At 39.9% G+C, this 15,077-nt stretch carries 12 protein-coding genes; 3 read left to right on the forward strand and 9 right to left on the reverse strand.

Annotated elements, in window-relative coordinates; translation table 11 throughout:
- Positions 1-22: 22 nt before the first annotated feature.
- Complete coding sequence (locus tag D1013_RS13770; protein WP_121849383.1) at positions 23-1,078, forward strand: PepSY-associated TM helix domain-containing protein; 1,056 nt, start codon at positions 23-25, stop codon at positions 1,076-1,078.
- A 92-nt stretch (positions 1,079-1,170) separates the two neighbouring features.
- Here the strand turns inward: D1013_RS13770 and D1013_RS13775 are convergent, their stop codons facing one another.
- Together D1013_RS13775 and D1013_RS13780 are read right to left on the reverse strand one after the other, a co-directional pair.
- Entirely contained in the window at positions 1,171-2,529 is a 1,359-nt protein-coding gene (locus D1013_RS13775) for a glucuronyl esterase domain-containing protein (RefSeq protein WP_121849384.1), read from the reverse strand.
- A gap of 189 nt (positions 2,530-2,718) precedes the next feature.
- Positions 2,719-4,116 carry a glycoside hydrolase family 99 protein gene (locus tag D1013_RS13780; RefSeq protein ID WP_121849385.1) on the reverse strand — a complete coding sequence of 466 codons (1,398 nt, stop codon included), beginning with the start codon at positions 4,114-4,116 and terminating at the stop codon, positions 2,719-2,721.
- A gap of 365 nt (positions 4,117-4,481) precedes the next feature.
- Here D1013_RS13780 and D1013_RS13785 point away from each other — a divergent pair, with 365 nt between their 5' ends.
- Positions 4,482-5,702: a response regulator gene (locus D1013_RS13785; protein WP_121849386.1), complete on the forward strand. Its 1,221-nt coding sequence runs from the start codon at positions 4,482-4,484 to the stop codon at positions 5,700-5,702.
- A gap of 136 nt (positions 5,703-5,838) precedes the next feature.
- Here the strand turns inward: D1013_RS13785 and D1013_RS13790 are convergent, their stop codons facing one another.
- The 4 genes from D1013_RS13790 to D1013_RS13805 all read right to left on the reverse strand — a co-directional run bounded on the left by D1013_RS13790 (position 5,839) and on the right by D1013_RS13805 (position 12,090).
- On the reverse strand, positions 5,839-8,394 hold the full coding sequence (locus D1013_RS13790) for a TonB-dependent receptor (protein WP_121849387.1): 2,556 nt from the start codon (positions 8,392-8,394) through the stop codon (positions 5,839-5,841).
- A gap of 190 nt (positions 8,395-8,584) precedes the next feature.
- Entirely contained in the window at positions 8,585-9,025 is a 441-nt protein-coding gene (locus tag D1013_RS13795) for a GNAT family N-acetyltransferase (protein ID WP_121849388.1), read from the reverse strand.
- Positions 9,026-9,105: 80 nt separating this feature from the next.
- Positions 9,106-9,618: a GNAT family N-acetyltransferase gene (locus D1013_RS13800; protein ID WP_121849389.1), complete on the reverse strand. Its 513-nt coding sequence runs from the start codon at positions 9,616-9,618 to the stop codon at positions 9,106-9,108.
- A 327-nt stretch (positions 9,619-9,945) separates the two neighbouring features.
- Positions 9,946-12,090 (reverse strand): cation:proton antiporter, encoded by a 2,145-nt coding sequence (locus D1013_RS13805; RefSeq protein WP_121849390.1) that lies wholly within the window; start codon positions 12,088-12,090, stop codon positions 9,946-9,948.
- Between the two features lie 337 nt (positions 12,091-12,427).
- Here D1013_RS13805 and D1013_RS13810 point away from each other — a divergent pair, with 337 nt between their 5' ends.
- Positions 12,428-13,873 carry a BLUF domain-containing protein gene (locus D1013_RS13810; RefSeq protein ID WP_121849391.1) on the forward strand — a complete coding sequence of 482 codons (1,446 nt, stop codon included), beginning with the start codon at positions 12,428-12,430 and terminating at the stop codon, positions 13,871-13,873.
- A 2-nt stretch (positions 13,874-13,875) separates the two neighbouring features.
- On the opposite strand, the gene D1013_RS20410 is transcribed toward D1013_RS13810, so the two are convergent.
- The 3 genes from D1013_RS20410 to D1013_RS13815 form a co-directional block, all read right to left on the reverse strand.
- On the reverse strand, positions 13,876-14,022 hold the full coding sequence (locus tag D1013_RS20410; protein WP_162987911.1) for a hypothetical protein: 147 nt from the start codon (positions 14,020-14,022) through the stop codon (positions 13,876-13,878).
- A 315-nt stretch (positions 14,023-14,337) separates the two neighbouring features.
- Positions 14,338-14,478: a hypothetical protein gene (locus D1013_RS20415; protein WP_162987912.1), complete on the reverse strand. Its 141-nt coding sequence runs from the start codon at positions 14,476-14,478 to the stop codon at positions 14,338-14,340.
- A gap of 49 nt (positions 14,479-14,527) precedes the next feature.
- The gene (locus D1013_RS13815) at positions 14,528-14,980 is read right to left on the reverse strand and encodes a ferritin-like domain-containing protein (RefSeq protein WP_121849392.1); all 453 of its coding nucleotides are present in this window, start codon (positions 14,978-14,980) and stop codon (positions 14,528-14,530) included.
- Positions 14,981-15,077: the final 97 nt, after the last annotated feature.

The raw sequence follows: 15,077 nt of genomic DNA on the forward strand, positions 1-15,077 counted from the left end.
TTGACACCCATAACGACCAAGTTTGAACAATAGGATACTTCTAAAATATCATTCCTATCTAGGGTTAGTGTCAGGTTTATTTCTTCTGATCATAGGTTTGACAGGAGCTATTCTGGCTTTTAGCGAAGATATCGATGAAGCCATATTTGAGAAATATCAGGTCGTTTCTACCGAGGGTAATCTGACTATGGATGAAGCCATCAAAACCGTTCAAAGTCACTTTCCTGGATGGGAAGCTCGAATCATCCATTTTACGACTGGGGAGAGCATCCTTTTTAATCTGAGACTGCCCGATGCCCGTCGATTCGTATTCGTTCATCCTTCCACAGGTCAGATAATAGCCAATATTGATGCGAATACCACCCTTACGAAATGGTTGCTGCAATTACATTATTCTTTTCATGCCGGTACCTTTGGCCGTATACTGGTACTTATTATGGGTATTATGTACCTTCTTTCTATCATCACAGGTATTCTGCTCTACCGGAAAGTTATCGTAAAGACACTTCTATTTAAGGTGAAACTCAATAGAAAGAAAAGGGCGCAGTTTAATTCGGGCATTCACCGATATGTAGGCGTATGGGCCCTATTATTTAACCTAATTCTAGTCGTTACCGGCATTTTTTTGGCCTATAAAGTGGCAAAAGCGGGATTACAGGAACCGAAGGCTCCTTCCCCACCAAAAATTAATATTTCCCTAGACCAAACTTTGGCGCAATTAAAAATTGACCATCCTGATTTTAATCCTACCTACATTCGATTACCGAAAAATGAATCCGCTCCTATTACCGTGAACGGAATTTTTAAAAATGACCCGTTTTACCTGAGTGAATATTTCAATAAGATTCTTGTAGATAATGAAACGGGAAAAGTTACCACGGTAACGAAGGTATCTGAGGCAGGATTACTCACTCAGTTGGACAGTATGATTTCGCCACTGCACTTTGGTCAGTTTGGTGGCCTACCTATTAAAATACTCTATTGTTTGATAGGTTTGTCGGGGCCTCTTTTATCAGTTACAGGGTTTATCGTTTGGCAGAAAAAAAGACGAAAAAAGAACCGAAAGTTGTACAATTAGCACCATTGTACCTTCTCCATTTGTCTAACCTAAGCTCAGCGCTCCTTTTTGTTATTGAGTTGGTTTCAAAAATAGGAACACTCAATCTAAAATTACCGCGACCAATACCTATCTGCCCAAGCTAGCCACGTACTCCAATTAGGCCCCGTGCTATGCCCGCCTGCATGTTGTCGAAAAGCGATCTCACCCGAGGTCAGAGCTTCCCCCATAGGAGGAAAATCGTTCGTATTCAATCCCTTTTTACCCAACAATTTGTAAACGGGTGAGGCATGAACTCCTGCCAAGAACATTCCTTTGCCGTCTACCCAATTTCCTTCAATCAAAGGCGAACCAACACTGATAAATACGGGTCTGGGGGCACAAAGGGCCACCAGTTCATGGGCGTCGACCGGTAACTCTTCTACCGTGAGCACACTGGCATACTTGATAAAATTACCACAGAACCAATGGTATTCACCTGACGACGCCAAGTTTTCGACCATTTCGCCAAAATTTCTTCTGAGCAAAGAAGCACCTCCTGCACCCGAAGAGCCGATAAAGCCCAAAGAAAAGCGTTCGTCAAAAGCCATGGTTACCAAGGCCGCCTTGCCGTATCTGGAAGTACCTTCTATACCGATACGAGATTCATCGATTAAAGGGTTGGTGCTAAAATAGTCCATCGCTTGGCCCGCACCCCATGCCCATGCCCGAAGAGCTCCCCATTGCCCCGGTTTTCTATATTGCCCCTTATTGACCAAACCAATGATTCCCGAGGTAAGGCCTGCACCGTTGTCATCTTGAATGCTTGAGGGTACCAAAATGGCATAACCCCATTTTTTAGAAATCAATTGTTGTTTCCAAAGGGGTTCATAAGCTGAAATGAAATAGCTTTTGGGTTCCTCTGGAGGTGGGCCGAAAGGCCACGTAATAGAACCAAAACGAGTTACCAATGGTATAGCCTCAGATGTTCCTTTTGGCAAGCCAATCAATAGTTCTATCTCTACTTGTATTTGTGGATAACGTGAATTGTCAACAGTACCTTTTAAAAGAATTTCCGTTACGGGATAGGGCCCCGCAGTGGTATCTTTCTCGTGCTTGACTGCCCATTCAACATTGGGAAGGTCTTTTGGCAAATGCCCGTACATTTCATCTTCAAATAGTTTTACCAGTTGAGGCCGCCGAACATTTTGCCAATCACCTTGACCGGTGATGGCTTTACCATTATTCGCAATGAGCGGGTCTGGAAGCGTATACGGTACGACTTTATCCTCATCGCTATTGGCAGCATTCGAGGCTGTCGGGTCTCCTGAAGGCCCAGGCCTGTTGTCAATTGTAATGCCCAATTGCTGCTTCATATTGAGAAAATCTTTTTGGGTAATGGCTGCGATACTGTCCCTCGCAGAAGAGGAGGTTTGTGCCTTTACGCACAGGGTAAAGGCGAATAAAAAAACAAATAGCACTTTTAACTTCATAATTCTTTGATTGATGGGATATCAGATGGTTAATATTCTTGATATACAACCTTATACCAGCGAATTAAGTTAGTTAAAATATTTCAAGGGGAGATTGGCGGAAAACCAATGGACTAAAACTGTACAAAAGCAAAAAACCCAAGAAACGCATCTCTTGGGTTTTGTTTGAATATTTATTTCATAACGAGATTAAAAGAAGCGATCGACCGCCCAAAGAATGTAACGGGCCCGCTTCATATTACCCCGTTTAATGTGCTGATACGCCCGATCAAGATAAAGTTGGGGCAAGCTTTTTTTCTTGTCTTTAGCTGTAACTGATTTTGCCGTACCATTTCCAGTAGAAAATTCCTTTCTTAAAAAATAGAGGTCTTGAGCTACTTGTAAATCTTGGGGGGTATAGGTAACTCCTGTATATTCTTGTAACAATTGCAGATACATAAAACCGAACTCTTCCGTAGGTTCGATCATGGTTCCTTCCCCAAAATCGTTCCAAGTGGTGAGCTGAATAAAATCAGAAGTTTGATGATGTGTATAATTCAAGGTTTCAACAAAGGTGTCGCCCCCATTCCAATCTATCGACCAATCGTGGCTTTGCCCCCAACCTCCTAATTCATTAAAACTATCAAAACCGGGGTACACGCTTCCCACGGTCAATTTATTGGTTTGGTTCATGTGCCAGTAGTAATGGCCATGTGCCTCTAGGTGTGTCTGGTCGATCCAGGCAAATTCGCCCGTAGCACTATCGCCCACCCATCTATCGGAAGTAGCCCATAAAGAAATATAATTTGGTTTGTCTTCTTGCGGAAAGACGGTAAAGATATCATCCCACTGTGAAGTGTTCTGAATATAATGCGGCCCGAATACGAACATTAAAGGTTTTCCATCCCACCTCATATATCTTGGGCTCGTCATATACGTATCACGAACATAGGCAAAGTCTTCTTTGGCAGCGGTGATGATATCGGGTGCCAAGCCAAAATCGACCGCCTGTGATGCCGTTCTGTCTTCGTACATGATCGAAAAATCAAGTCCTAGATCTTCTAAACGCCACATAAAGGTTTCGGTGGCCTCTTTCATGACCCCATAATCATAGATATCTCGGCTTCCGTACCAATCAAAGATGACGCCATCGATACCGGACAGTTTCATCATTAAAAAATGGTATTCCTGTAAATCGGGATCTATTGATGAATACGGGCCAATTTCAGGATAGAAAAAAGAGGCTATATCGCGTCTTCCATCAGCATCGATATTATTAGGATCTTGATTGGCCATCGTCCAATGGTTGCCCCACCAGCCATCATAGTCTAAACTTTGAAACCATGGCATATAGTGGGCGAACACTTTCTTCGGGTTTTCTTTGACGACCTCCATACCGGATACGTCAACAATTTTACCGGTGCTGACTTGTTTGATAAGCTCGGCTTCCTCTTCCAAAATGTTCAAAAGCACGGAATCGGATACAGACTCTTTTATATTGTCTTCTTCGACAACAGGTGAAAATTCATCTAAATCTGTAGAACAGGAATAAAAGGTATAGGCAATACAAAGTATTGAAACGCTATACTTGAAGGGTAGGTTTCTCATCGGTTTGGGTTTTGGGACTACAAAAGTAATCCTTTTCTTACTAGTTTGAAAACTTTTCGATGAAATGCATTACCGTCTATAATGGGCGAATTCACCCATTATTAAGACATGCTTCAATACCCTTTCGGCGATGTAAATGAGTTATCGGACGCTTAATCTTCAAACGTTATAGTACTTTACAGACCTTCCTAAAATACCCGATATACGTATCAAAACTATCGACCAACTAACCTTGGTTTATCCCTTTGAAATATCACATTATTTCATCTAATTGTAAGAATTATCGGAAATAATAGTAAGATTAATAAGTTAATATTGTGTTATCAAACCAATGTAAAGAGTCCCAAACTCAAAAAACTTAACCTATGAAAGTTCTAGCCATTGACGATCAGAAAATTGTTCTCTTGTACTTGAAGAAGTGCCTCACGCAACTGGGGTATGAAGTGCAGACCGCTACATGTGGACATATGGGCATAAGTATGATCAAAGAATTTCAACCAGACCTTGTTATGGTCGACATTAATGTACCTAGTGTATCGGGTCTATTGGTCGTCGAGTACATTCGTCAAGACTTAAAATCCAATGTGCCAATTGCCATTCTATCTGGTCAAGACGATCAAGAAACCGTGTTAGATGCGTTTAACCGAGGTGCGAATGACTTTATTAAAAAACCGGTAAGCCTAAAGGAATTATCGGCGCGGGTCAAAGCGCTTCTTAAAAACCCAAAAACTATACAATCACATGACGTGCTACCCGCGGATCAGTACATTCAAGAACATGTGGTAGGCGTGGTCATACCCTGTTATAATGAAGAAAAAAGATTGCCTGTGGCATCTTTTAGAAAGTTTCTACATGAAAACTTGGGCTTTCACTTTTGCTTTGTGAATGATGGAAGCACCGATCAAACGAACGAAGTGCTCTTGTCGCTTAAAAAAGAGTTTCCCTATAGCGTAAGCGTTTACCATTGTCAAAAGAACGTAGGAAAGGCAGAAGCCGTTCGTAAAGGAGCTCTGTTTCTTTCAGAAAATTCAGATATGGAATATATCGGTTATTTAGATGCAGACCTATCTACCGATTTAAGTGACTTTAAAAATTTGCTGCAAGTTCTGAAACATTCAAAACACAGGATTGTTGGAGGTTCACGCATGTTACGCATGGGTGCCGATATTTCAAAGAATTCTACTCGTGCCCTGATCAGCAAGCTGATTAATCTATTGATCCGGTTTATTTTAAAAATGCCGTTTAACGATACCCAGTGCGGAGCTAAAATTATGGATGTTGAACTGGCCAAGGTCGTTTTCAAAAGAACCTTTTTGACCAAATGGCTTTTTGATGTGGAAATATTCAGAAGGGTTTCGCTTCATTTTGGCAGACGAAAAGCAGCCGAACTTATTTGTGAATCACCGATTAACAGATGGATTCATGTAGACGGTTCTAAACTTTCATTGAAAGATTCGGCCACCATAATATTTCAATTGGTCAGAATTTATTTTGGTTACAAAAAAATTGCTTTGAAATATAAGCGTCAGCCACAAGTTCAACCACAAAAAACCGTTATCTACGCATACGACCAAAAGGTGGCCTAATAAGATTTCAATCATAAGGTTATGATGCCTTTCAATTAATTTGAATTTAGAGTTCCCCCAATCCCATTTACAATGGGGATTTTTTTGTCCTATATCCATCTCATGAAAGTATCCCCATTATAAATTCATTTTTTACCTAGAAATAATTGTATCTAATCGTTAGCCCAAAAGTTCTAGGGTCGCCGAGAACCCCACCGTACTGACCTGTATTACCACCGGCAACCAATAATTGTTCAAAGTAATTGGTATTCAATAGATTTCTGCTCCAAACATAAACCGTAACTCCTTTTGTAGTTCTAAACCCCAAGCGACCATTTACGAGTGAGTAACCATCGATATTCAGATATTTGGATGGCGTCGGATTCGAAGAAAAACCGGAACGATAAAAAACATCTGTACCTAAAAAGAACTCCCCCTGCTTTCGCCATATTTTTGCTTGGGCCGACCCTTCCACGCCCGAAGAAAATGACCATTTTGAGATGCCTGGTAAGACCTCTCCCGAGATATCCTTCAATTCGTTTCCGCCGATACCGGTTTCTTCCAACGGAACCGGTGCGTTGTCGAACTTTATATAATTTCCTTCGGTATAACTAACGGATGTAAAAAAAGTAAGATAGGGCAATGCGTAGTTGGTTTCCAGTTCGAGCCCTCTGGTTCTCACCTGTTCGGCATTGGCCAAATAACCGCGTATAACACCTATTTCAGCCGAGCGTACTGTAGTTTGATAATCAAAAATATCGGTATTGAAAGCAGTAAAGTTAAGCGTTCCATTCGGTACGGGGCGCGTTTTGAGTCCCGCCTCAAAATGGCTGACCCTTTCAGGTTCGACCACTGCCAAACTCAAAACAGGCTCACCGTTTTCTGTGGGGATACCACCTAAATTAAGACCAACAGGTTTAAACCCGTATGAATATTTGGTATAGGCCATTAGATTTTCATGAAATACATAACGCAAATCAAGTTGACCCGATAAATTCCAGTCGTCAACATTCGCCTGAAAAGTAAGTGGTGAGAATACCCGGTTCTTTAGGGCAAGCAGGTCAGGGTTGTCGGTATCGAGACCACCGTACACGGTACGCACGAAATGTACTTCTTTCTGGTCATAGTTTAATCGGATACCGGGTGTGACGATGAACTTATCAGTAATGTGATAATCGATTTGCCCAAAAAGCGCGCCGCTGAAATTGTTAAAACGAGGGCGGTCATCTTGTGTAAGCCCTTCTAATAAGTTGGGTGTCCGCCAAAGAGTGTCTTGGGTATTTTGAACGAACCGCCAAGTATCTTTTCCCGCTACTTGAATGTGCGCCTTATCGGGATCCAGTTTTTGATAAAAGGTAAAAATACCGATGGTTCCATTTAACTTTTTGCTGATTTTGCCTGAATATCGTACTTCTTGGCTCCATTGGTGGTGAATGGATGGGGCCTGCGACTTATTGATATCGTCTAGCCCTGTAAAGTCACGGTCGCTTGAAGGATCCCACTTCCAAGAGCGCCATGCCGAGGTAGACGTCAGCGTGCCCTCCCCTACTTTCATTTCCCCCTTTAGGGAAATTCCACCCATATCTTGATTTGAAACCCAAGGGGTATTCGTATCTATAAGGCGGTCAAAGGGCTTTGTGCTGGGCAAGCTATAGTTCAAATCGCCTGCAATGTTCTCAAATTGCCTAAAATCATCGCGCTGTGTTCGTACCGAACCCACGTAAACCTGTGCATAACCATTAGGTCTCTGCCAAGAATAATCAGCTGCCAATGTCAACGAGATATTGTCCGTTGGTAAGTAAAGTAATTGCCCCCTAAAGCCTTTGTTGTCAAGTGTGTTCACATCTTCTGCCGATACTACGTTGTAAAGGGTACCATCTCGATCCGTTGAAGTAAATGACAATCTTGCGGCAAGAACATCTTTTATCAACGGACCAGAAAAAGAGCCTTTGGTCTGAATAAAACCATAGTTACCAAAAGATTGCTCTAGAATGGCAGTATTTTGAAAGCTCGGTTTACGGCTAGTGATATTAAAGGTGCCGGCAGTAGTATTCTTCCCGAACAGAGTGCCTTGCATACCCCTTATTACCTCTATTTGTTGTACATCAATAAAATCGAGGGTAGTGGCCGCCGGTCTAGCATAATAAACACCATCGACATAAAACCCAACTCCAGGATCAATACCATCATTGGTAAGGCCAAAAGTGGTGCCGATGCCCCTTATGTTCAGAGTGGTATTTCTTGGATTCGAAGAATAGAGCTGTACAGAAGGTACCAACTCTTTAACGTGATTGACATTGAAAGAAGCTGAATTATCCAGCTCTTTTGCCCCTATTACAGCCACGGAAATAGGAATGTCTTGCACCTCTTCACTTCTGCGGCGGGCCGTAACGGTAATTTCATTAAGTGAAACGGCCGTCGGAACCAAATGAATTATGGGTGAACCGTTCTTTAAAACATTAACTTCTTGAGATGCAAAACCGATATAGCTAATAATCAAAGTAAGCGGATAGCTCTCAACATCACTAAATATAAAATCACCATCAAAGTCAGTAGTGGTGCCTTGGTCGGTATTTTTGATCATGACGCTAACGCCCATTAAAGGCTCTTTGGTTTCGGCATCTAAAACATGACCGGTAACCGATGATTGGGCCAACACACTTAAACTACTTAGTGACACTAGAAAAACCCTGAGAATTGTATTTACGAACATATATTAAATAATTTAATCTATTTATCCTATAGATTTTATAGGATAAACAAATGTATTTTAAATTCGAATATGTCCGTATGCTAAAATGAAAATATTTTGATGAAAGAAAAGAGCCTTGTTAAGCGTCAATACCAGCCGCCCATCCAAGCAATACTAATGGACATTTCCTTCACACATCTTGATGAACTAACTAGGTTTTACTATAAACTTGCGGATTGTGCTTTTCCATATACAATTCTGGCTTAGGTACTTTTTGAAAGCCATATTTTTTATAGAGCCATTCGGCGGTATCGGTCAAAAGAATCCATCTTCTGAGACCTTGTAACTCTTCATGGGCCATGATGCTTTCCATTAGCCACTTACTAAGACCCGAACCTCTATACTCCTTTAAAATAAAAACATCACCCAGATAAGCTATCGTAGAAAAATCAGATATAATTCGGGCAAATCCTATTTGTTGTTCTTGATGGTACAACCCGAAATTCAAAGAGTTCTCTATTGATTTTTGAACTCTATCCAAGGGAATGCCCCTACTCCAGTCTGCTTCCTTACTTAAAAATTCGTGTATAAAAGGTATATTGAGCTTTTCCCTATCCGTAGAAATCAAAAAATCATTTCTATATAATTCCATAGTTTCATTCGAGTTTTATGTTCAATGGAATGAATTTCCCATTCATAAATCAAATATATTGGCTGTTGCTTATAAAAATCTTACCCATCCCTCCTGTCCATATCCTTTAAACTGAATAGCGACAGCTTCTCTTCCTTTTCTTTGTAATCGTATTGGTGCTTCAAGCCAAGCTTCTTCAACAAATTGATCGATTTGATGTTGTGGGAGAGAGTTATGGCTATGATGTTTTCCCCTATAAATGCTTCCTTCATTTTGAGCAAATAAGAGCGACTGGCCTCAAGAGCATAACCCTTACCCTTAAATTCCGGAAGAATGGCAAACCCAATATCTGGAAACTCATGGTTCTCCCGTTTTAAAAATGTAACTACGCCAATAGATATGTTGTCGTCCTTCAGAGCAAAAACATGGTAGTAACAGTTGGCTTTTTCACGTATGTTACGAATGTATTGTTCGGCATCTTTCTCATTAGAGACCTGTCTATCTCCTATAAACTGTAACCACCCTTTTGAGTTGACCAAGGTCTTTAAAAAAGAGGAGTCTTTTAATTCGATAGGCCTGATGTATAGGCGTTCGGTTTCTAAATTCGCATACATACCACTAATTTATCTAAAACACTTGAAAGAAGCTTATATCAAATAGGGTCTTTGTTGCTTTCATAGAATGGACATTTAAAGATTCTTAAAGCCTTCACCTAGTGACATATATAGTAGAAAATACCATCAAGAGAATTACAAGCCTTTCTATTGTGTTAAAAAGTCATGATATAGGGCACATCAATCGTTAAAATATGGGGCATCTTTGAAACATCATAAGTAGGTAAATTGTTTGTGGGGAACAATTTAAATTAATGAAAAGGGAAGCGTGGGGCTTCCCTTTTTCTTTATTATGCTAGCAAAATAGCACTCTTCCGGCCTACTATTTCATTTCGATTTGAAAATTTTCGCTACCGTTTTTCTTATCTCCTCTATACGTTCTAACGGCTCTATAAATGTGGGGTTCTTGAAATCTAAAGGTCTATTATCCATCACACCTTCTTGTTTTGGATAAATGAGTATAAAGCTGGTCTGTTTAAAGTTGTTGTTTAAGTATTGCGGGATCTTATTCATACTCGGCTGGTATGAAACCTTCTCTTTTCTACTGGTAACAATAATCAAATTGTCATCTCTTAGCACGTCGCTCGATAGCTTAGGGAAATCTTCCCAATTATTAAATTCTCTAAGCGTACATTCCACCGGGTGTTCGGAATGAACCTCCTTAATAAATTTTAAGGTATCGGAATGCCCATAGAAAATCAGTTTTGCTCCGGAATTTCGGGCAAGGTTCCAAATCTTGATTAACCAAAACGGAAAACCTATTTCACTTTCTGCCTTTTCGGGTACAATGACCAAATGTCGTTTAACAGTGTTTAGAGGCTGAACCGCTTTATAAATAAAAGTGGTGGTATTACATTTGGTCAAAATACCCTCGGTAAGATTTCCCAAAAAACTTTTTGATAGTCCTTTTTTGACGTGTAGACCCAGAATAAGGTCGGTAATTCGATTCTCTCTTACTACGCTGGTAATACCGTTAACGATATTCAGGTCATAACGCAATAATTCTTGCATTTGGTGATCGGTCGAAGCCGCGGTCACCGACGCTTTATGAAGTATTTTTTTGGCATTACTATCCGATGAAATCTCAACCGAAGAATTATCAACAATACTAAGCGCAAAAAGGCCTTCTCTATTTTTAGGTGACTTGATGGTCACGCCCAAATTCACCAATTCGTCGGTTGTGTTGATATTGCTTATAGGTATAAGAATTCGTTCTTGATTCTCTACCTCGTCTTCTGATATACCCGTGTTTTCCGATTTAGATACATTTTTGGCTCCCCTTTGCGCTACGAATGAAGCTACAGTACAAGTGAAGAGAATCATAAGTATGGTACCGTTCAGCACATTCTCGTCTAACAACCTAATGGACTCCCCCGTATCGGACTTACCTATAACAATGTTATAGCCCACCAAAACCGCAGCCAATGTAGCAGCTGCCTGGGCGTTACTTAAACCGAAAATAAGTCTTCTTTCATCGGCTGAAAAACCAAACGCTTTCTGTGTGGCCATAGCAGCCAGATATTTCGCCAAGGTAGCCGTGACTATCATAATGGCCGCTACTTTCAAGGTTTCCAAATCTTTAAAAAAGACCCTATAATCAATGAGCATTCCTACCCCAATTAGAAAAAAGGGAATAAAAATGGCATTGCCCACGAATTCAACACGGTTCATTAAGGGAGACGTTCTCGGAATCAACCTATTTAAGGCCAAGCCCGCCAAGAAAGCCCCGATAATTGATTCGATACCCGCTAATTCGGCAAGACCAGCTCCCAGAAATACAATCATTAAAACGAAAATATATTGGGATATAGGGTCATCGAATCTTTTAAAGAACCACCGCCCCACGATTGGAAACAAAAGCATAACGATACAGCCAAATATCAAAATAGAAATGCCCAACCTCAACCAAAACTGCGCATTGACCTCTCCCGTGGTCATACCGACAATAACTGCCAATACCAATAAGGCGAGTGTATCTGTAATCATGGTACCCCCTACCGTAATATTGACGGCCCGGTTTTTGGCCACCCCCATTTTACTTATTAAAGGATAGGCAATTAACGTATGCGATGCGAACATACTTGCCAAGAGAATAGAAGTAGGCATAGAGAACTTCAATAGGAAAAGACCTGCGAGTACCCCAAGAACCATCGGCAAGCAAAACGTGTAGAGTCCAAAAACGACACTCTTTTTACTATTGCGCTTAAAATCTGCCAAATCTATTTCAAGCCCAGCCAAGAACATAATATAAAGTAACCCTGCGGTACCTGATAAGATAATACCACTATCGCGTTCCATAAGATTGATACCATGCGGGCCGACGACCGCTCCTGCAATGATAAGGCCTAACAACGGGGGTACTTTCAGCTTGTTGAGAAGAATAGGGGCAAAAAGAATGATAATTAATATCAATAAAAATTTCAGTACCGGATTGGTTAGAGGCAGGCTGGTCTCAAAAATGGTAAGTAGCATCCGTGTCGATTAAAGTTGTAATCTCTTTCTTTTGAATCTAAATGCATTTTTATTGTTTGCAAGAGCACCATTCAGCTAAATATACAATTGATTTTCAAACAATTATAATCAATTCATGTTAAACAATATTCGTATCTATAGCTCTATGAAATTAGCAAAATACTTGTCTGGAATTACGGAAACTTAATTAATTAAATGATAAAAAAATCATTGCAATTAGAACCTATATGAATGAAAATCAGGGATTAATCAAGTTATTTTTTTAATCATATTTGTTATTTTTTTATGCAAACTTGTTATTTATTTGTGGGTTTAGACCATCTTAAAATTGTATTAAGTGAAAACTATTAAGATAAATGAAAATCGCCCTACCGAGCATTTAAGAAAATTGGCCCTTCAGATGGATGCTGATTTTGAGGAAGGTTTCGGCGCCTCTTCACTTCAATTGAAAGATAATCGATATGGTGAAGGGTACATGAATTTATACGAACCTTTTCCTGGTATGAATGTTCGTACCTATAATTTAATTCTAAAAGAAGAGCTTTCGCTGTCGCTTACCGAGCACGGCTACTCCCCTCTTTACTTAATATTTTGCATCGAGGGTAGCTACAGGCACCGGTATGCTTCTGAAAAACAGGAAAAGACGGTTTCCCAAGGTAGAAACCTGATCAGTCTCTCCTCCAAGAATGAAGAACACCTCATGACATTACCTGCGAACAGACCGATTAAACTATCGGTAATCGTTTTGTTAAGAAAAAATCTTAATCATGAAAGCAGGGGAAATTTGGTTTCCGTGATAAGGGATATCGTGATGAAAATGGATGAAGGAGAATCTTATCAATTCATCGGCGGATTGAAGAACAATATAGAACGTCATGCCAAAATACTGGTAGAGAACCGTAGAACCGACCTGGCAGGTAAGTTAATTACGGAAGCAGCAACCTATGCTACCCTTGCGGCCCAGTTAGATGATCATGATAACGAGAACAAGGCTAATGAACTAGATGTTAGTGATTCGGAACTGGATCGAGTCGTTAAACTCTGTTCATACATATCACAGAATCTTGAGCGGCCCCATACCATTCGGGAATTGGCCCATAAAAGTGGACTGTACCCTAAAAAGCTACAGGATGCCTTTCAGTATTTGTTCAATGAAAGTGTCGCCACCTGTATCAAGAACATGAAACTCGAAAAGTCAAAAGTGCTTTTAGAAACGACTGATATATCTATTAGTTCTATTTGTGATCAAATCGGCATCAACAGTAAAAGTTATTATTCAAAAATCTTTAAAGAGAAATATGGTAGCCTTCCAAAAGATTACAGGTTTTCTTTCAATAAATCTGAAAATACTTTTGAACTGACCTATAAATCAAAGGCACAACTTTATCTTTCCGATACCGAAGTTGCAGAACTGGTAGCCAATTCTGATTCAGCCAATAAGAAATTGGGCATTACGGGTTGCTTGATACATTTCGGAGATGAGTTCTTTCAGCTTATTGAGGGGCCGAAATCAAATGTCTTAAAACTGTATGAAAAAATTAACGATGACAATAGGCATACCAATATAGAACTACTTTGGAAAGGGGTACGAAAAGAAAGGGTTTTTGATGATTGGGGCCTTATCTTAATATCGGACAGAAGAGGTTTTGAAGACCATAATTATTCGCATGAACTGAATATTGGAATGAAATCGCTGGTACAGGGCGATGCGAAAATTGCCATAAGAGATTTAAGGTTTTGGCAGCGTATGCGACACCTGATTATTGATAGAATGACCGACTAATGTTAGATGGTCTCTCTATTTAACCACATGATTGCCAAAAAACCCAAAAGAAATAAAACTGCCGACAAATACCACACAATGTTGATACCTCTTTTACGGCTCAGAACAATTTCTCTGAAGAACTGAAGTTGGGAAACTATTTTTTTCATGCTCGCTTCTATGCGTTATGACGGGTCCGTCGCTTGTAGATAGCTGCCTTTTAAACAATTAAACTAAAAGATGAGTACCCTATCTTGTAAACAAATGTAAGACGGCCATATCATCACGAAGCGAAATAATGCATAAAAAAATGATGAATTTGAATAAATATCAATTTTCAGTTGCTAAAATTTAAATTTTCACAGAAGATTTAGTTTCTGAAAATGAAATGATTACACAAATCACCAAAATAAAATAAGTCGGTACCATTTAAAATTATGGGGTGTCATTAGACACCCCATTTAAATTCACCTTAATAAAATATATCAAACTTTTCTGCCTCCTTTTTTAAAAGACCAAATTCGACCAATTTTTGAATAAGACTGACCCGACTTGCCATTTTCAGTCTTAAGGGTTTTAGCACTCTCTTCGGGGTAAAGGGCGCTTATTTTTCTAATCAAGTTCATAGCATTCCAATTTTAATTTAGAAATTTTGCTATTTGGTTGAAAACCAAATTATTCGCGCAAATCTTCTAGGGATTGAACTTGGTTTAAATCAGTTCTTAGCTTTAGAACTTGGTTTCGAAGAATAGTAGAAACCGAAATTGGTAGAGCGGTATTGTTCAAAATTTCTGTATACTCTTCGATGGCCGCCTTGTCTCCCCTAATGCATTCTTCCAACATCGATTCATCACTATCAGCTGAGAAGAGGTTTTTAACGTCCATCCATGCCCTGTGCAAAGTACCGGTAGCACTACCGTCAATTTTTTCGGTACCATAGGCCGAATGTAGCTCTGTTTGCAATTCAGTGTTAAAGCTCTGCCTTTCCATTGATTTTCTCTGGAAAAAACTTTGCAAGAATCGGCTGTCAGCGTTTTCGGCTGCCTTGGCATAGCCTTTTTGAGCGTCTATATTCTTTTCAAGAACTCCTTTGAGTCTGTCGACTAAACTTATGCTTTTAGTTTCCATAACATTGTAATTTAAGTTATACAATCATGAAATTAGTTTCAGCATGCTTGTAAGATTACTCCTAAAACGAAATAATTTAATCGTTTCGAATTGCTTA

The sequence above is a fragment of the Euzebyella marina genome (assembly GCF_003687485.1).
Lineage (GTDB): Bacteria > Bacteroidota > Bacteroidia > Flavobacteriales > Flavobacteriaceae > Euzebyella > Euzebyella marina.

Coding starts and splice junctions, on each gene's coding strand:
- D1013_RS13775 (WP_121849384.1), bottom strand. CDS start 2,529: ATGAAGTTAAAAGTGCTATTTGTTTTTTTATTCGCCTTTACCCTGTGC.
- D1013_RS13780 (WP_121849385.1), bottom strand. CDS start 4,116: ATGAGAAACCTACCCTTCAAGTATAGCGTTTCAATACTTTGTATTGCC.
- D1013_RS13785 (WP_121849386.1), top strand. CDS start 4,482: ATGAAAGTTCTAGCCATTGACGATCAGAAAATTGTTCTCTTGTACTTG.
- D1013_RS13790 (WP_121849387.1), bottom strand. CDS start 8,394: ATGTTCGTAAATACAATTCTCAGGGTTTTTCTAGTGTCACTAAGTAGT.
- D1013_RS13795 (WP_121849388.1), bottom strand. CDS start 9,025: ATGGAATTATATAGAAATGATTTTTTGATTTCTACGGATAGGGAAAAG.
- D1013_RS13800 (WP_121849389.1), bottom strand. CDS start 9,618: ATGTATGCGAATTTAGAAACCGAACGCCTATACATCAGGCCTATCGAA.
- D1013_RS13805 (WP_121849390.1), bottom strand. CDS start 12,090: ATGCTACTTACCATTTTTGAGACCAGCCTGCCTCTAACCAATCCGGTA.
- D1013_RS20410 (WP_162987911.1), bottom strand. CDS start 14,022: ATGAAAAAAATAGTTTCCCAACTTCAGTTCTTCAGAGAAATTGTTCTG.
- D1013_RS20415 (WP_162987912.1), bottom strand. CDS start 14,478: ATGAACTTGATTAGAAAAATAAGCGCCCTTTACCCCGAAGAGAGTGCT.
- D1013_RS13815 (WP_121849392.1), bottom strand. CDS start 14,980: ATGGAAACTAAAAGCATAAGTTTAGTCGACAGACTCAAAGGAGTTCTT.